We start from the raw sequence: 16,313 nt of genomic DNA on the forward strand, positions 1-16,313 counted from the left end.
CATGATGGAGCACCGTGTGAACAGAAATGTTCCCGCACGGCGTGAAGGAGGGGAAAAGGAGAACTGACCGAGTAATGTCGAAGATTCTCCTTACCTATTCCTATTTTAGTAAAACTTAGGGGGGTTCAGCTGTGCCTCAAGAGGCCTCGAAGCCGATGGGAATTGGCAGAATACTCGATTCAAGCCTTCACTTGCACCGCAAACCTCTAGCGAAGCGGATGCTGATCACGCTGATCTGCTATGGCCAGTTTTATTTGCTTCATCCGCCTCGGGTTGCCCAATGATCGACCGGTCCGAGCTGCTTGAAGACAAACGGAAACTCGGCGAGATTCTAAGCCGGGACGAATTTGCGAGATATGTTCACGAACAGGCTTCCGGCCCGCGCAAAGGGGGGTTGGAGACGCTGCTGGACTGGGTGATCGAACGGTTCCCTGTCTTTCACGGGGCTGATGACGCGGCGATCGTCGGTTTGTTCGCGTTGTTGGCGGCCGTGACGGTCGCACTGTGCTGGGGGATCTATTGGTTCTCCAGACAGCTCGTGTTTCAGGGGAAGACCCGGCGGCACATGGCACCCGTCGGATCATCCGAGCTGGAGCTGACGTACGAGCAGTATGCGGCGATGGCGAAGGCCGCGCATGCCGAAGGGAAAATCCGGGAGAGCATTCGCTGCTCGTACCTGTCGCTGCTGTTCTACATGGAGCGGGCCGGCTGGATTCGTATCGAAAAGTGGAAAACGGACTGGGATTACCGGGACGAGCTGGAGCGGAGCCGGGCGAGCGCGGTGCCGTATTTTCAGCGGAGCGCCTTGCTGTTCGAACGGGTATGGTACGGGCATGAGCCCGCGGACGAAGACAGCTTCCTGGGCTTTCAGCGCGATATCGACGTGTTGATCGCGGAGAGGGAGGCGAGATAGGATGACGCCGATCAGGCAGCTGCTGCATCGGAACAAACACGCAATCGGGCTGATCGTCTGCGTCATGCTCTTCATCGGGCTGGGGCTGGCGATCGTAAGACCGCAGCCCGAACGGATGGCGCCTTACGTATCGTTCTCCGCGGACGTGGACGGGACGAAGGGCGTGATGACGCTGCTCCAGGAGAAGCAGGCGCCTGTCAAGGCATGGAAGCGCTCGTGGGGCGGGCTGCCCGCGGGCAAAGGGCAGGCGCTGCTCGCCGTCGAGCCCGGCGCACCGCTTGACGGCGAATGGGCGAAGCTGCTCGAATGGGTGGCGCAAGGGAACGAGCTGCTGCTTTTCAGCCGCGATCCGGGCGCGGGAGAAGTATTCCGAACCGAGCGCTCGGACGCTTTATCGGGAACCGCCGCCGTCATGCGGCAGGAGGGGAAAGAGACTGTCGAACGGCCGGCGGAGATCCGGACCAAGCAGCGAATCGTCCTGGAAGACGGCGACGTCGAGCTGCTGCGCGACTCAAGCGGAGTCATCGCGGCGAGAAGAGCGTATGGGGAAGGAGCGGTCGTCGCGGCGGTCGCTCCCGAGTGGCTGACGAATGAAAACGTGCTGAAACACGATCATTTCGAGCTCGTATGGCCTTGGCTGGTCGGCGACGGAAGCCGCACCGCCCTGTGGGTGGACGAGTACCATCACGGCTATGAGAATACGGCGGGGTTCCTGGCCGCGTATCCGGCGTGGCTCGTCGCCGTCTGCGCCGGGCTGGCCGTCTCGCTGCTGCTCTGGCTGTGGCAGCGCGGCAAGCGCTTCGGCCCGGCCTATACGCCGCGGGCCTGGACCGTGCGCCGCGGCGACGAAACGCTGCGGGCCGTCGCCGCGTGGTACGAGCGCGGCCGCTTCCAGAGCGAGGCGCTCGCGCATCAGGCGCGCGCCCTGCGCCGGCTGCTGCTGGCTCGCTGGGGGCTGCCTCTTGATGCCTCGCCGGAAGAGGCGGGGCGGCTGGCGAAGGACCGCCTAAGCGAAGAAGCGCAGGCGGTCAAGCTGGAGCGCCTGCTGCGGCACGCGCAGGGGTTGGAACGCGGCGCGGGAGCGGATGGCGCGTTCGTCGAACGGACGCGCGAGTACGGCGAGATGATCGCGTTACTGGAGAAGGAGTGACGAGAATGAGCGCAAGTATGGAACGGCTGCTGCACGAGATGGAGCAGAGGCTGTACGGGCAGAAGACGAATATCCGGCTCATGGCCGCGGCGCTGCTGGCCGGAGGGCACGTGCTTCTGGAAGGCGTGCCGGGGCTCGGCAAGACGAAGATGGCGCGCACGCTCGCGGCCTTGACGGGCGGCGAGTATCGCCGCATCCAGTTTACGCCGGATTTGATGCCCAGCGATATTACGGGAAGCGCCATCTATCATACGAAAGAAAACGAATTTCAAACTGTTTACGGGCCTGTGTTCGCCAACATCGTGCTGGCCGACGAGATTAACCGCTCCGGACCGAAAACGCAGGCGGCGCTGCTCGAAGCGATGGAGGAGCGCCAGGTGACGATTAACGGTACGACGCACCGGCTTCCGGAGCCCTTCCTTGTCGTCGCGACGCAGAACCCGCTTGAATACGAAGGGACATACCCGCTGCCGGAAGCGCAGCTCGACCGCTTTCTGTTCAAGCTGGTATTGGATTATCCGGGAGAAGAGCAGGAACGGCAAATTCTGAAGGGGCATGTCCCGTTCGCGACGGAGCGCGACCAAGCGATCGCTCCGGCGCTGTCGCTCGACGAGATTCGGGCCGCGCAGGCGCAGGCGGCGGAGGTTGTCGTCGAGGATTCGGTCATCGACTATATTACCGCGGTTATACGCAGAACCCGCGAATCGAAGCGGGTGCAGCTCGGAGCAAGCCCGCGCGCCGGCATCGCCGTCCTGATGGCGAGCAAAGCCTGGGCCGCGCTCGAAGGCAGAAACTACGTGACGCCGGACGACGTGAAGCTGGTGGCGCGGCCTGCGCTCCGCCATCGGCTGCTGCTGACGCCGCAGGCGGAATTGGAGGGCGGCAGCAGTGACCACATCGTCCAGGAAACGCTCGCGTCTGTTCCGGTTCCTCGGTAGACGGTTCGGCGACGAGTCGATCGTTCCGACTCGCCGCCTTGTCGCGATCGCGGTCGTCGGCTCCGTTCCGGTCGGGGCCGTCTATGCGCTGGGCTACGGCGCTTATTCGTTCTGGGGCTTCTACCTGCTGCTGGCGGTGTTCAGCGCCGTCGATCTGCTTCTGCTGCCCTCGCGGCGGCGGTTCTCCGCAGAGCGGACGATGCCGGAGGAGGCGGACGTGCGCCAGCCCTTCAAGGTCCGGCTTTCTCTGCTGGCCGATATGGCGAGGGGCTTCCCTCTGCACGTCGAGCTGGCCGACGATCTCCCGATTTCCTTCACGGATTACCGCGCGCAGCGGGAGGACGAGCAGGATATCCGAATTCCGCAGGACATTTGGAGAGGACGCCTGGAGGAAAGCGCGGTCGCTTTCGAGTACGATACCGCAGGGCAGGAGCGGGGAGCGTATACGTTCGGAAGCGTAATGCTTCGTTATTGGGGCGGGGTCGGGCTGTGGAAGAAGCAGACGAGGCTGACGTGCCGCAGCGAGGTTCGGATCGTGCCGGACCTCTCGCGGGTGCGCGGCGTCCTGGCTGCGGCCCAGGACGCCCTGGTGCTCGACGGCAGCAGGCTGGCAAGGCCCCGCCTGTCCGGCACGGACTTCGATTCGATCCGCAGCTACGCGCAGGGAGACGACCCGAGACGGGTGAACTGGAGGGCGACAGCCCGCAGCGGGAAGCTGATGACGAACGTTCTCCGGCCCCAAAAAGGCAAAGTCGTCACGATAGCGCTCGACTGCGGAAGAATGATGGGGGTCGAGCTCGAGCGCCAGACGAAGCTGGACCGCACGCTCGAAGCCGCGCTCGTGCTGGCCGCGGTCGCGCTGAAGCAGGGGGATTACGTCGCGCTGCTCGCTTTCTCCGATCGAATCAAGATCTACGTTCCCCCGGGGCGGGGGCTTCCGCATTTGCGCCAGCTGACGCTGGCCGCTTACGACCTGAAATCCGATTTCGTCGAGCCCGGATTCGGATTGGCCTTGTCGCATGTGCTGCGGCAGATCAAGAAACGATCGTTCGTCGTGCTGTTCTCCGATATGGAGAGCTATCTGTACGATCAGGAGCTGCTCGCCTACGCTCGCCGGCTGCGCAGAAGCCATGTGCCGCTTCTGGTCTCCTTGAACGATCCGCTGCTGCACGAGTGGGCGCGAACCGAGCCGACGAACCATCGGACGGCCTATATTCAGAGCCTGGCGCACAAGTTCCGGCTCGACCGCAGCGAATACGTGAGTCAAATGGCCGGCTTGGGCATTCAAGTGATGGATGTGCCGGCGGATCGGCTGGCGCTTGGCGCGGTCAACGAATACTTGGATTTGAAGGCACGGAACGCGCTCTGACCCGACCGTAAACGTAATAAAGCGCGAGCAGCAGCAGCGTGCCGACCGCGGCGGCGTACTTGGCGCCCAGCGGCAGCTCCGACGGCGTGACGTATCCTTCGATGATGCCTGCGATCACGAACAGCGGAATCGTGCCGAGCAGCAGCTGCACCGATTCTTTGGCGGCCCGGAGGAACTGCCGCTTGCGGGGATACGCGCCCGGAACGAAAAAGCGGTACCCCATATATAAGCCGGCTCCGCCGGCAATGAAGATCGCGGTCAGCTCGATGATGCCGTGGGGGAGGATGTACGCCCAGAATACATAGCTTTCGCCGGCCTGCACGAAGACGGCCGCGAGCGCTCCGACGATCAAGCCGTTGTAGGCGAGCAAATACACGGTGCCGATCCCCAGCGTGACTCCGCTCACGAAGATCAGCATGGCGACGCGGATGTTGTTGATCAGAATTTCCGTCGAGACGAGCGGGCTGTGCAGCTCGCCGCGAGGAGCGTTCGTCGCGGCGGGATCGATCGCGTCCGCGATGTTCGCGGGCAGCACCAGATGCAGGCTGAGCGGGTCCGTCCATACGGCTGCGAATCCGGCGATCATGCCGAGAAGGAACAGCGCCCCGGCGATGAGGATGAACGGCTGTCTCCGGCGAATGAGGGACGGAAAGTATGCGCCCAGGAAGCGGCCGATACTGCCCGCGCCCTTGTCGGACTGCTTGTACAGCACGTGATGCGCTCGGGCGACAAGGTGGTTTAAGTAAGTAGTGGTCGGGTCGTTCGGCCACTGCGTACGCATGGCCGACAGATGCGCCGCCGCCGACTTGTACAGTGCGGTCAAGCGATCGATGTCGCCTGCGCTAATCGGCCGACGAATATGATTCAAAGCGCCGAGCAGCCGCTCGAGCTCGGACCAATCCTCTTTATATCGCTGAATTCGCTGTGCGGGATCCATCGCTCAGACCTCCTGTTTTTCATTATCCTACCATAAATTCCCGGAAACGAGGAGCATAACAATGCCCCCCATCGGAAAATGAAATGTCGATTGCAGCGCCCGAGCAAGTTCGGCTGGAGTCCCCTTGAGCCGCGGCCTTCCTATTCGCTTGCAATCAGAGGAAACAAGCCTCGGGCAATCCGCATGTGTCCCTTGTCGTTCGGGTGAACCGGCAACGAGCCCCCGGCGCCGTCCTCCAAACGTCCGTTTCGATAGCCCGCAATGAGTTCGGCCTGGCGCTCCTCGAACCATTGATGAACCGGCGCCAGCTTCGCGCGGTATCGGGAAGCCACTTGCTGCGTGACTCCGTTCAGAGCTTGAATGGCTTGAACCGCTACGGGGGCTTTGGGAAAAGGATTATACTGTGTGCATAATACGATCGAAGCTTTGCTGGACCGATGCGTGTGCCTGACAATCGCGGTTAGATCGTGCTCGTACTGCGACAATAGCTTCGGTATCGCTTGAGGCCCTGCCCCCTTCAGAATAAGCAGCCCTGCCGCGATTAAGTTGTCTCCGCCGATCCAAATGCTCGCAATGGCGGATCTGCGCACAGCGCAGTAATCGTCTTCCGCTAAAGCAAGCCGTAAATCCGTACTTGTCCAGCCGGGATACGCGAACGTGTCGACCGCCGTCGGACAGGACCTTTCCCGTAATAATCTTGCCACAACGCACGGGTAGGCCGATGCCGGGGAGCTTGCGCCGATACCGGCGGTAATGGAGTCACCAAGCGCGGTATATATTTTCATCTGGCGATGGTCTCCTTCCTTATAGGTACCCCAGTGTATGCTATCTTTGCAGAGTTGGAATAGATGAATATCACGACCCGACTTCCTGATGGCCCAATCGGAGGCTGCGAATATTTCGGGGTTAAGCTGCGGGAACGGGGGAGGTACCGAGAGAGAGGCCGTCGAATATGGAGATTAGGAGTGATCAAAACCGAAGATTCGCCGGTTCTGTCGGTCGGACATGCCGCAGAAGGAGGAACGAAATGAAGCTGCGTTGTGCTGTATTGGATGATTACCAGAACGTCGCCCTGTCGTTCGCCGATTGGTCTCGCATCGAGGAGCGCGTGGAGGTCGTCGTATTCCGCGAGCATATCGATAACGAGCGCGAGCTGGCGGAGAGGCTGCAGGACTTTCCGATCGTCGTCATTATGCGCGAGCGCACGCCGTTCCCGGCGTCGTTGTTCGCGCGCCTGCCGAAGCTGAAGCTGCTGATCACGACCGGGATGCGCAACGCTTCCGTGGATTTGGCCGCCGCGGCCGAGCACGGCGTCGTCGTAAGCGGCACGGGCGGCGCAGGAGCGGGAACGGCCGAGCTGACCTGGGCGTTGATCCTCGGTCTGGCCAGATCGGTGGTTGCGGAGAACCAGTCGCTCAGACTGGGCGGCAAGTGGCAGAGCACGATCGGCGTCGACCTCTTCGGCAAGCGGCTCGGGCTTGTCGGACTGGGGCGGATCGGAAGCCAGGTAGCCAAGGTGGGGCAGGCCTTCGGCATGCAGGTATCCGCGTGGAGCCAGAACCTCACCGCCGAAAAGGCGCGGCAGATCGGAGTGGAGTATGCTTCGAAGGAAGAGCTGCTGTCCGGAAGCGACTATGTATCGATCCATCTCGTATTGAGCGACCGCACCCGGGGGCTGATCGGACCGATGGAGCTGTCTCTCCTTAAGCCCGCCGCTTATCTGATTAACACCTCCCGGGCGCCGATCGTCGATCAGGAGGCGCTCATCGATGCGCTGCAGCAGGGGCGGATTGCCGGCGCGGGACTTGACGTCTACGACATCGAGCCGCTGCCTTCTCGTCATCCGTACCGTTATCTCCCCAATGTGCTGGCGACTCCGCATATCGGCTACGTTACGGAGGATGCCTATCGCGTTTTTTTCGAGCACACTGTAGAGAATATCAAGAGTTTTCTGGAAGGCGCGCCTTTGAGAACTCTGTATTGAGAGCAATGCCTTCTCGCAGCGCTCCTTCGGCCGTGTGCCGGGGGAGCGTTTTTTGCTTCTAGTGCGCGGCGCTTGGAGATCGGCGATGACGAATGACAGAAATGATTGTATAAATTTGTAGAAATATGGATGACAGGATAGGCGAACAAAGGTATTATTACATCGAAGCTTGCTCCCTAAGGCGGCTCGCTATTTGTAACGTAGAGAAAGGAGCAGATCCGCCTGACAGTAGCTATTTTATACATTAAAGGGGTATAGGAACATGAGAAAACCATTTCTTATTGGTGTTTTGCTGATTCTGACTATAATGATATCTGCTTGCTCCAGCGTTTCCACAGATGAACATCAAACGGCTTTAGAGGACAACGCCAAGCTGCAAAGTGAATATCAAAAAGCTCTGGATGACAATGCCAGGCTTAAAAGCGATTCGGAAAAAACGATGGAGGAATTAAAAACGGCAAAAGCTCGTATTGATGAATTCTCCGCGCTGGAAGCTAAATATAAAAGTTTGTCGGAGGCTGAAATTGCGGCCCAACAAGCTGCAAATGATTTGAAAGCTGAACAAGACAGACAAGCTAAAGAGAAATTGCTTGCTCAAGAGAAAGAAAAGGCCGCGGAAGAGGCCGCTAGGGAACTTGCCAAGGCCGAAGCGGATGAAAAGAAAGGTTATGAAACGGAAATTACATATAAGCAGTTGGCGCGGACGCCTGATGAGTATGAAGGAAAGAAGGTCAAATTTTCCGGCAAAGTGCTTCAAGTTATAGAGGGCGATTCCGAAGTGAGTCTTAGAGTTGCGGTAAATAGCAATTATAACAATGTGTTATTTGTCTATTATCCTTCATCATTAACAAAAGTCAGAGTGCTGGAAGAGGATAATGTTATCCTGTATGGGGTATCGGAAGGTCTTTATACCTATCAGTCAACAATGGGCGGGAATATTACGATACCTTTGATTAAGGTTGAAAAAATCGATATAAAATAACTCAGAACTCGAGAAATTTAGCAAAACTTAGGAGGTCAAACCGTGTCTCAAGAGATCCTGAAGCCGATGGGAATCGGCAGAATGATCGATGTAAGCTTTCAATTGTACCGCAAGCATTTTATGAAACTGATGTCGATTATACTGATTTGCTATGGCCTCATTTATTTGCTTCAAGCCATGACGCAGGGGCAGACTCTTCAATCGCTGTTCAACATGGACGAGCTTAGGAATTACTCCGCGGGAGACTTGGAACCGCTGCTCGTCGAAGGCGGCCAAGCATGGGTCGTTTTTCTTTTCGGACTAGCGTTTCTGTTTCTGACGCCGGTCGTCGTCGCCTCGATCGTCTTCCTCGTGCACCATGTCATGCAGGGGAAAGAGGTCCCGTCGGCGCTCCAGCTGCTGCGGATGTCCTTCAAGAGGTACGGGGGACTGCTCGGCAGTTCGATCGTATTCGGTTTAATGATGCTCGGCTTTATTTTTACGATCGCGATCGCGACTATGATTTTAAGCGTGATCGTCGCCGTGCTGTCCGAAGCGGCCGGGGGCGTCTGGGTGGTCCTGGTTATTGTCGGGATGCTGTTCGCGTTTTACTATTTTACGCTTCGCTTCGTCTACTTTCTTCCGGTTGTCGCATTCAAGGAAGAGTCGATCGGGGTCGGAAGAAGCTGGAGCTTGACTCGCGGAAGCTTCTGGAGACTGTTCGGACTGTTTTTGGTCATGCTGCTGATCATCTATTTGCTTAATTTAGTCGCCGGGTTCATTCTTGGGCTCTTGCCGATAAGCGGCGTTCTGTTGGCCCTGCTGCAGATGCTCATCAATGTGCTGACGGCGCCGATTCTCTATATCGCTTACGCGGTCAGCTATTTCGATCTCAGAGTTCGCGACGGCATGGGACTTGAAGAGATGATTAGCCGGATCGCGCCGGATTCCGTTCCGCCGCCTCCGCCTCCGATCAACCCATGACCGACCGGTCCGGGCTGGAGCCAAGAATGAGCCATCCGTTGGAGAAAGAAGTATCGATCGTAACGCCGGAGCAGGTACGGCTGGTGTTCCCTACGGCGGGGGTGGGGATGCGGGGCATTGCGCAGCTGATCGACATGCTGATTCTGTTCGCTCTCTATCTCGCTCTTGCTTTCGCTTCTATCTTCCTTGAGAACAGCGATTACGCGATCGCAGTGCTGCTCCTTATCGGGGCGGCAGGCACGGGCGCTTATTACGTCGGATGTGAATACTTCATGGGCGGGCAGACCGTGGGCAAGCGTGCGGTCGGCATCCGCGTCGTGCAGATGGAGGGCCGGAACGCCGGGCTGCTCGCGGTCGTCATTCGCAATCTGTTCCGGCTGATCGATATGCTGCCCGTCGGTTATTTCCTGGGGATGATCGTCGTCCTGAGCAGCTCCGCGGACCGCAGAATCGGGGATATGGTGGCGGGAACGATCGTTGTCGTCGAGAAAGAGAAGGAGCGGCTGAAGCTGCGGAAGAAGATGGACAAGCAGATCGACCGGTGGCGAACGTCTCTGCCCCGTCAGCGGCTGGAGGATGAGAGCCGCCGGGCGGTCGCATATTCCGACTGGGCGCTGCTCGCCGCTTGGGCGGAGCGGCTGCCGTTCGTCTCGCAGCAGCGGCTCGCGCAGCTCGGTCGGCCGATCGCGCAGCATTTGGCGGGCCGAATCGGCGTCGCCCAACACATTGCGGCGAACGACACGATATTCCTGATCTGGCTGTACGAGCAGCTGCGCGGAGATTGGGAGATTTAGACCTTCTTGAAGCAGGAGGATTAAAGATGACGTCCGAGGATGAGGTTTTACGAGAGATCGGGAAGAAGCGGCGAGCCATTTGGCTGGGCATCCTGTTGTTCGGGCTTTGCGGTATCGTCGGTCTCTTCGGCGGGGGGCTTCTGCTTACCGTTGGCGGGTTCGGCTTTGTTGCGGCAGGCGTCGTAGCTCTTGATAAGCTAAAGGGGTTTGGCCAGGCCATTGCGGATTATCATCCGGGTCAGGGATTCGGATATTTTCGCAAAACAAGAGAAGAAAAGATGAAAGTGCTTACCCGTACGCAATACGGATTAGCCTTCATTGTGTTATTATGCATTCTTTTCCGGATATCCATCGACGATTCGTTAATATCCGGAATAGGGGGCATCCTCTTTATTCAATACTATATAAAAGGAAGAATCCGTCTTCATACCCCGATTGATGAAGCTTCCCTATTTGAGCTTGAAGAGATCGGGGTTATTTCCTCCGAGGATCGCGTGAAAGCGATTTATAAGGATTTTGAGAGCTGGGAGCAGGCGGAGAAGGGCAGCAAGATTCTGTTGGTGACCCAGGATTCTTTGGTTTGCGTGATCATGGAAAATAAAGAAGAAGCTATTCGTATGGAATGCAGAATGAAGGAGATAAGAAAATTAGGTGTAATCGGACACGGCGAACAGGGGGAAGGCTTGTTGGTCTCCATCGGGACCCTGGACAATCGAACGATTCGCGTGAAGCTTGACGGAGCCAGTGCTCTGGATTCGCCGGAGGTATTTTTTCAACAGTTTTTGCAAGCCTTGGATGAAGCTCTTGCTTCGGCATCGGAGCCTGCCAAGCCGAGAAGCAGGACGGTTGAGCTGCGAAAAGGGAAAACTGCCAAGCCTGGACTGCATATCCGGGGATCGGATTTCTTCGACCTGGAAGCTTCGGCTGCGACTTCCGCTAATCGGGTGGAGTAAGCGGACCTGCAACAGAAGCTTTCTCGTTCCCTTGAACGACGGGGAATTTTTGCGCGACGCTTACGGGAGGAAGCTTTTTTAACGGGATGTGTTGAGCTTTCGCTTTGTCTTTATAACCGCTCATTATTCGCACTCCTTAAAGGAATCGATTCGAAAGTCAACCATAGCCTATGTGCGCTCGCCTATTTGTGTTACAGCGCTTGGTCCCCCGATCAGGCACGCATAAACAAAAAATGCCTTTAATTCGCATTCGGCGAGTTAAAGGCATTTCATATGTGCAAAGCTTTAAATGGCAAGTTGGTTGCGGGGGCAGGATTTGAACCTGCGGCCTTCGGGTTATGAGCCCGACGAGCTACCGGGCTGCTCCACCCCGCGATAGTCATACTGAGCATAATGACCTGAATGTCGGTCAGAAACCTTATAATACAGCAGTTTGACTCAATATGCAAGATTTTTAAGTTGATGCGATCGACGCGATGCTGTATTCACACAAGCAGAAGGCCCGCCCCTGGCGTACAATGAAGCAAAACCAGGCGAGCGAGGTGAACTTTCATGGCCCAATCCAAAAAGGTAATCGCAAGAGCCAAGCGGCTGCAGGATCGCCCGGTATGCATCACCCTGCACAGCGGCAAGACTTACGTCGGATACATTACCGGCATCCACAGCTCCGGCTTGACGCTGGCTAGCGCCGGATTGCTGCCGCGCACGTCTCCCGGGAAGCAGGGCGCCCGGCCTAAGCGCAAGTGGCACAGAATCGGCTCCCGCGGCTCGGGCAGTCCCTCGAGCAGCCGGCGAAGGGCTTCTCATAAGCCTTCCGTCCGTTCCCGCTCGCGCCAGCCGAGGGCCCAAATCTCTTCCTTCCTGCCGATGATGGGCTCGTTGTTCGGAGCATTCGGCGGCGGTGGGCTCGGCGGTGGGCTTGGCGGCGGGCTCGGCGGCGCAGCGGGGGCGGGGGTCGGCATAGGAGGGCTGTTCGGCATGGTCCAGCGGTTTATCCCGGTCATGAAGTTAGGCTACGGCATGGTCAAGTCGATACGCCCGTTTCTTGGCTCTCTACAAGACTTGATGAAGGCGCCTGCAGCTGCGGAGACGGCAAGCGAATTGCCGTAATCGCAAGAGAAAGGTTGCAGAAAAATGAAATCTATCGCGTACAAGCGGCCATCCTTATTGAGGATGGTTTTTTGTTCTCTACTAAAGGGTACCCTTGTTTTCTGCATAAAAATTCCAGACAGGGGGAGTCTATACGAAAAACTGTGAAGAGGCGATATTATGGCGGAGAACCAGAAGGACATCCATCGTGAAACCTTGACCACGCGGCAGGGTCATCCCGTGACGGATAATCAGAACATCAGAACCGTCGGCAACCGGGGTCCGGGTACGCTTGAGAATTACCATTTTATCGAAAAAATTTCCCACTTTGACCGGGAAGAAGTGCCGGAGCGGGTCGTTCATGCTCGCGGAGCGGGGGCATTCGGATATTTTGAAACGTACGGGAAGGTTGGGGACGAGCCCGTAGAGAAATACACGCGGGCGAAAGTATTTTCCGGGGCCGGAAAGCGAACGCCGTTAATGGTCAGGTTCTCCACCGTGGCGGGCGCGAAGGATTCGCCGGAGACCGCAAGAGACCCGCGCGGCTTTGCCGTAAAGATGTATACGGAGGATGGGAATTGGGATCTGGTGGGGAACAATCTGAAAATCTTCTTCATCCGCGATGCGATGAAATTTCCCGATATGATCCATGCCTTTAAGGCCGACCCGGCTTCGAACGTACCGAACCCGCAGCGGATGTTCGATTTCGTGTCCCGTACGCCCGAGGCTACCCATATGATTACCTTCTTGTTTTCCCCCTGGGGGATTCCCGCAACCTACCGCCATATACAGGGCTCTGGCGTCAACACCTACAAGTGGGTCAATGACAAAGGCGATGCGGTACTGGTGAAGTATCACTGGGAGCCCAAACAGGGGATCCGCAATTTAACTCAAGAAGAGGCGGATGCGATCCAGGCGAAAAACGTGGGTCACGCGACGCAGGATTTATACGAGGCCATCGCGCGAGGGGATTTTCCGGAATGGGAGCTTTATGTGCAAATGATGGAGGACGGTTACCATCCGGAGCTCGACTTCGATCCGCTTGACGATACGAAGCTTTGGCCGGAGGATCAATTCCCCTGGCTGCCGGCGGGACGAATGGTTCTCGATCGCAATCCGGCGGATTTCCATGCGGAGATTGAACAGGCCGCTTTCGGGACAGGCGTTCTGGTCGACGGAATGGACTTCTCCGACGATAAAATGCTGCAGGGCCGCACCTTCTCTTACTCCGACACGCAGCGCTATCGCGTTGGGGCCAACTATCTACAATTGCCTGTGAATGCCCCGAAGGCGCCGGTTCATTCCAATCAGCACCGGGGCCAAATGGACGCCCGGAACCCGAAGGAGTCCGGAGAGAATCCGCATATTAACTATGAACCGTCCATGACCGGCGGCTTTCAGGAAGCAAGTAAGGAAGAGCGTCCTCCGCACCGACCTGCCTATAACGCGGCGGTAATGAGTGAGCCTATCGATCGCCCGAACAACTACGGCCAGGCAGGGGAGACGTACCGCAAATTCGAAGACTGGGAACGCGAGGAATTGATCAAAAACCTCTCCGAAGCGCTTGCGATATGTGATAAACGCATTCAAGAGGCCATGATCGGACACTTCGCGCAAGCGGATGAAGACTATGGCCGCCGCGTGAAAGAGGGCATCGCAATGAAAATGAAAGAACTCGAACAAATGGGAACGGAATACACAGCTCCAGGCCGCGATGCGGGGATCTCCAAATATGGCCAAGGCTCGTTGGATGCCAATCGGGCGGTCCAAGACGCGGCGAAAGAGAGCCGCGAAGCGGACCCTTATTAAGATTCGGCCGACAGGCAGGAGATTTGGAAGCCAATCGCCAATTTATATCCATGTCGATTTTTCGCTATGAAATAAAATATAGAGAAACGGGAGACCTTCCCTACATGGATAAATGGACAAAAGAAATGATTATTGAGGCGGATATCGCCTTGCTGCAAGCGGCGATGGAAGCGGGCGAGCTATCGGCCGCGGATTGCGTTCGCTGGTATCTGGAGCGTATCGAACGGTTCAACCCCAAGCTGAAAGCCGTGCTGGAAGTCAACCCCGACGCGATTGCCGAGGCGGAGGCGCTGGACTCGGAGCGCCGGGACAGCGGAGCGCGGGGCCCTCTTCACGGCATCCCGATCATGCTGAAGGACAACATAGATACCGGTGACCGTATGCACACAAGCGCCGGATCGGTTGCGCTCGCGGACCATTTCGCGCCGAAGGATTCGTTTGCAGCCGCGCAATTGAGGGCGGCAGGAGCCGTCTTCCTGGGCAAGGCCAATATGACGGAATGGGCAAATTTCATGTCGTCTACGATGTGGGCGGGATATAGCTCCAGGGGAGGATTAACGCTGAACCCTTATGGGCCGGGCGAGCTGTTCGTCGGCGGATCGAGCTCCGGCCCCGGCGCGGCGGTTGCCGCGAATCTGTGCGCTGCCGCCATCGGTACGGAAACTTCCGGCTCGATCATCAGTCCCTCATCGCAGAACTGCCTTGTCGGCCTGAAGCCCACGATCGGGCTCGTCAGCCGGTCGGGGATTATCCCGATTACGCAAAGCCAGGATTCGGCCGGTCCCATGACGCGAACGGTCAGGGACGCTGCCATCTTGCTCGGCGCCCTGACGGCGGTGGATTCGGAGGACGCCTCGATGTTAATGGACGGACGGGAAGCGTACGCGGATTATACGCGTTTCCTGGATCCGGACGGATTGCGTGCTGCAAGAATCGGCATTCCGCGGCAATATTACCGAGATCTGGATCAAGCCCGGTTAGCGATTATCGAGCGAGCCATCGCCTTGTGCAAGGAATGCGGGGCGACTATTGTCGATCCGGTATCTCTGCCCTGCGAGAACGCCAAGTGGGATTGGGACGTTATGCGGTACGAATTCAAGAAAGGATTAAACGATTATCTCGCGCAAGCGGGTGCCGGGGCTTCCGTCAGAAGCCTGGATGAACTCATCGCTTATAATGAGAGGCATCGCGATTCCGCGCTTAAATATGGTCAAAACCTGCTTATTGGGGCTAACGAAACGAGCGGCTTATTAACCGAGCCGGTATATACGGAGAGTCTGCGCCTGAACCGGGAAGTAGCCCGAAATCAGGGAATCGACCATGCCATCCGCGAGCACCGACTGGACGCGCTGCTGTTCCTTGGTAACGAGGAAGGGCTTGATTTGTCCGCAAGGGCAGGGTATCCTGCCCTTACGGTGCCGGGGGGATTCGCGCGGACAGGCGTCATCGCCGAAGGCGGCTACACGACCAAAGGGCCGCAGGGAATCACCTTTGTCGGTACCGCTTACAGCGAGCCTGCGCTATTCCGACTTGCCTATGCGTACGAATGCGCAAGCCATTATCGTTTTGCTCCGGCCGATTCCCATTTGCTCTAACGGTTGGATTAAGAAGAGCCTCCCGCAACATCGAGGGAGGCTCTTCGGCTTGGAGAACGGCGCGGGCTTAATCGAATGCGCGCATTCCCGCGATCATGTTGTCGCAATAGATTTCGACGGCGGTGTCGTCTTCGTCCATCCATTTTTCGTAGAAAACCTGATGCTTTATCATCTTGTAGAAGTCCATCAGAGCTTGCTTCATCGTGATGTTTTGCAGCATCAGCCATTTGGGATCCATTATCTTGCGAAAGACAAGATCCAACTGAGTCAGATAAATGCGCGTATTGATCGGATAAAATACGCCGAGCTGAACACCGCTTTCGAAGTAGTCCGCGAGCTTGCTCTTGCACAGCTCTACGGCTTGGGCAAGCTTGGCGGACAAGGCAGGGTAGGTTGCGTTCAGGTCCTGAAGCAGAATATCCGTCAAGTAGAAGCTCAGCTTAATCGTGAGTTTAAACGCTTTGGCGAAGGATTCGTTGTAGAACTTCAACGCCTCGGCGGACGGTTGCGCGAGCGGCTCCGGCGACAGGGTCGGAGGCGCCTCCGACAACATTTGATTGGATACGTACACGACGAATTTATCGATGAGACATTCCGCGATTTCTTCCTTCGAAGCAAAATATTTATACATCGTCGCTTTGCTGATATCCATATATTTGGCCACTTCGTCCATCTTCAGCAGGCTGAAGCCGTGTTTATGGACATAGGGCATTAAGCGTACGACAAGCTTCTCCCTTTTCTCGAGCAGCGGGTCAGCAGGGGTTTCCGACATCTCGCAACACCTCCAGGATAACCAACTTTAGTATAGAACATATTGACGACATTATAAACAACCTT

General features: G+C 57.3%; 15 protein-coding genes and 1 tRNA gene. 12 read left to right on the forward strand and 4 right to left on the reverse strand.

Features of this window, described 5'->3' with window-relative positions:
- The first annotated feature begins 280 nt into the window (after positions 1-280).
- Genes ACFFT4_RS16610 through ACFFT4_RS16625 form a run of 4 tightly spaced genes read left to right on the forward strand, consistent with a single transcriptional unit; the run spans position 281 to position 4,370 of the window.
- Positions 281-913, forward strand: a complete 633-nt coding sequence (locus tag ACFFT4_RS16610) for a DUF4129 domain-containing protein (RefSeq protein WP_378049491.1) — start codon at positions 281-283, stop codon at positions 911-913.
- Between the two features lies 1 nt (position 914).
- Positions 915-2,063, forward strand: a complete 1,149-nt coding sequence (locus ACFFT4_RS16615; RefSeq protein ID WP_378049493.1) for a DUF4350 domain-containing protein — start codon at positions 915-917, stop codon at positions 2,061-2,063.
- Between the two features lie 17 nt (positions 2,064-2,080).
- Complete coding sequence (locus tag ACFFT4_RS16620) at positions 2,081-3,001, forward strand: AAA family ATPase (protein ID WP_378049782.1); 921 nt, start codon at positions 2,081-2,083, stop codon at positions 2,999-3,001.
- A complete protein-coding gene (locus ACFFT4_RS16625) occupies positions 2,952-4,370 on the forward strand; it encodes a DUF58 domain-containing protein (protein WP_378049494.1) in 1,419 nt (472 codons plus the stop codon). The genes ACFFT4_RS16620 and ACFFT4_RS16625 overlap by 50 nt, the downstream gene beginning before the upstream one ends.
- Here the strand turns inward: ACFFT4_RS16625 and ACFFT4_RS16630 are convergent.
- Positions 4,330-5,307 (reverse strand): stage II sporulation protein M, encoded by a 978-nt coding sequence (locus tag ACFFT4_RS16630; RefSeq protein ID WP_378049495.1) that lies wholly within the window; start codon positions 5,305-5,307, stop codon positions 4,330-4,332. The two genes, ACFFT4_RS16625 and ACFFT4_RS16630, sit on opposite strands and share 41 nt — an antisense overlap.
- A gap of 140 nt (positions 5,308-5,447) precedes the next feature.
- Positions 5,448-6,092: an SGNH/GDSL hydrolase family protein gene (locus tag ACFFT4_RS16635; protein WP_378049497.1), complete on the reverse strand. Its 645-nt coding sequence runs from the start codon at positions 6,090-6,092 to the stop codon at positions 5,448-5,450.
- 242 nt (positions 6,093-6,334) lie between these two features.
- Between ACFFT4_RS16635 and ACFFT4_RS16640 the strand changes: the two genes are divergently transcribed.
- The 5 genes from ACFFT4_RS16640 to ACFFT4_RS16660 all read left to right on the forward strand — a co-directional run bounded on the left by ACFFT4_RS16640 (position 6,335) and on the right by ACFFT4_RS16660 (position 10,983).
- Complete coding sequence (locus ACFFT4_RS16640; protein WP_378049498.1) at positions 6,335-7,291, forward strand: D-2-hydroxyacid dehydrogenase family protein; 957 nt, start codon at positions 6,335-6,337, stop codon at positions 7,289-7,291.
- Between the two features lie 262 nt (positions 7,292-7,553).
- A complete protein-coding gene (locus ACFFT4_RS16645; protein WP_378049499.1) occupies positions 7,554-8,273 on the forward strand; it encodes a hypothetical protein in 720 nt (239 codons plus the stop codon).
- A 42-nt stretch (positions 8,274-8,315) separates the two neighbouring features.
- Complete coding sequence (locus tag ACFFT4_RS16650; RefSeq protein WP_378049501.1) at positions 8,316-9,236, forward strand: glycerophosphodiester phosphodiesterase family protein; 921 nt, start codon at positions 8,316-8,318, stop codon at positions 9,234-9,236.
- A 26-nt stretch (positions 9,237-9,262) separates the two neighbouring features.
- Positions 9,263-10,030: an RDD family protein gene (locus ACFFT4_RS16655; protein WP_378049502.1), complete on the forward strand. Its 768-nt coding sequence runs from the start codon at positions 9,263-9,265 to the stop codon at positions 10,028-10,030.
- Positions 10,031-10,056: 26 nt separating this feature from the next.
- Positions 10,057-10,983 (forward strand): hypothetical protein, encoded by a 927-nt coding sequence (locus ACFFT4_RS16660; protein WP_378049504.1) that lies wholly within the window; start codon positions 10,057-10,059, stop codon positions 10,981-10,983.
- Positions 10,984-11,281: 298 nt separating this feature from the next.
- Here the strand turns inward: ACFFT4_RS16660 and ACFFT4_RS16665 are convergent.
- A tRNA-Met gene (locus tag ACFFT4_RS16665) sits at positions 11,282-11,358 on the reverse strand.
- Between the two features lie 177 nt (positions 11,359-11,535).
- Between ACFFT4_RS16665 and ACFFT4_RS16670 the strand changes: the two genes are divergently transcribed.
- The 3 genes from ACFFT4_RS16670 (at position 11,536) to ACFFT4_RS16680 (ending at position 15,476) form a co-directional block, all read left to right on the forward strand.
- On the forward strand, positions 11,536-12,093 hold the full coding sequence (locus ACFFT4_RS16670; protein ID WP_378049505.1) for a hypothetical protein: 558 nt from the start codon (positions 11,536-11,538) through the stop codon (positions 12,091-12,093).
- Positions 12,094-12,252: 159 nt separating this feature from the next.
- A complete protein-coding gene (locus ACFFT4_RS16675; RefSeq protein WP_378049507.1) occupies positions 12,253-13,881 on the forward strand; it encodes a catalase in 1,629 nt (542 codons plus the stop codon).
- A gap of 104 nt (positions 13,882-13,985) precedes the next feature.
- Positions 13,986-15,476: an amidase family protein gene (locus tag ACFFT4_RS16680; RefSeq protein ID WP_378049509.1), complete on the forward strand. Its 1,491-nt coding sequence runs from the start codon at positions 13,986-13,988 to the stop codon at positions 15,474-15,476.
- A 67-nt stretch (positions 15,477-15,543) separates the two neighbouring features.
- On the opposite strand, the gene ACFFT4_RS16685 is transcribed toward ACFFT4_RS16680, so the two are convergent.
- Positions 15,544-16,248 carry a TetR/AcrR family transcriptional regulator gene (locus ACFFT4_RS16685; protein ID WP_378049511.1) on the reverse strand — a complete coding sequence of 235 codons (705 nt, stop codon included), beginning with the start codon at positions 16,246-16,248 and terminating at the stop codon, positions 15,544-15,546.
- Positions 16,249-16,313 lie beyond the last annotated feature (65 nt).

Origin of the sequence: Cohnella cellulosilytica (genome assembly GCF_042431195.1) — a bacterium.
GTDB lineage: Bacteria > Bacillota > Bacilli > Paenibacillales > Paenibacillaceae > Cohnella > Cohnella cellulosilytica.

Excerpts from the sequence above, each read along its gene's own strand:
- ACFFT4_RS16610 (WP_378049491.1), top strand. The coding sequence starts at position 281 with ATGATCGACCGGTCCGAGCTGCTTGAAGACAAACGGAAACTCGGCGAG.
- ACFFT4_RS16615 (WP_378049493.1), top strand. The coding sequence starts at position 915 with ATGACGCCGATCAGGCAGCTGCTGCATCGGAACAAACACGCAATCGGG.
- ACFFT4_RS16620 (WP_378049782.1), top strand. The coding sequence starts at position 2,081 with ATGGAACGGCTGCTGCACGAGATGGAGCAGAGGCTGTACGGGCAGAAG.
- ACFFT4_RS16630 (WP_378049495.1), bottom strand. The coding sequence starts at position 5,307 with ATGGATCCCGCACAGCGAATTCAGCGATATAAAGAGGATTGGTCCGAG.
- ACFFT4_RS16635 (WP_378049497.1), bottom strand. The coding sequence starts at position 6,092 with ATGAAAATATATACCGCGCTTGGTGACTCCATTACCGCCGGTATCGGC.
- ACFFT4_RS16640 (WP_378049498.1), top strand. The coding sequence starts at position 6,335 with ATGAAGCTGCGTTGTGCTGTATTGGATGATTACCAGAACGTCGCCCTG.
- ACFFT4_RS16645 (WP_378049499.1), top strand. The coding sequence starts at position 7,554 with ATGAGAAAACCATTTCTTATTGGTGTTTTGCTGATTCTGACTATAATG.
- ACFFT4_RS16655 (WP_378049502.1), top strand. The coding sequence starts at position 9,263 with ATGAGCCATCCGTTGGAGAAAGAAGTATCGATCGTAACGCCGGAGCAG.
- ACFFT4_RS16660 (WP_378049504.1), top strand. The coding sequence starts at position 10,057 with ATGACGTCCGAGGATGAGGTTTTACGAGAGATCGGGAAGAAGCGGCGA.
- ACFFT4_RS16670 (WP_378049505.1), top strand. The coding sequence starts at position 11,536 with ATGGCCCAATCCAAAAAGGTAATCGCAAGAGCCAAGCGGCTGCAGGAT.
- ACFFT4_RS16675 (WP_378049507.1), top strand. The coding sequence starts at position 12,253 with ATGGCGGAGAACCAGAAGGACATCCATCGTGAAACCTTGACCACGCGG.
- ACFFT4_RS16680 (WP_378049509.1), top strand. The coding sequence starts at position 13,986 with ATGGATAAATGGACAAAAGAAATGATTATTGAGGCGGATATCGCCTTG.
- ACFFT4_RS16685 (WP_378049511.1), bottom strand. The coding sequence starts at position 16,248 with ATGTCGGAAACCCCTGCTGACCCGCTGCTCGAGAAAAGGGAGAAGCTT.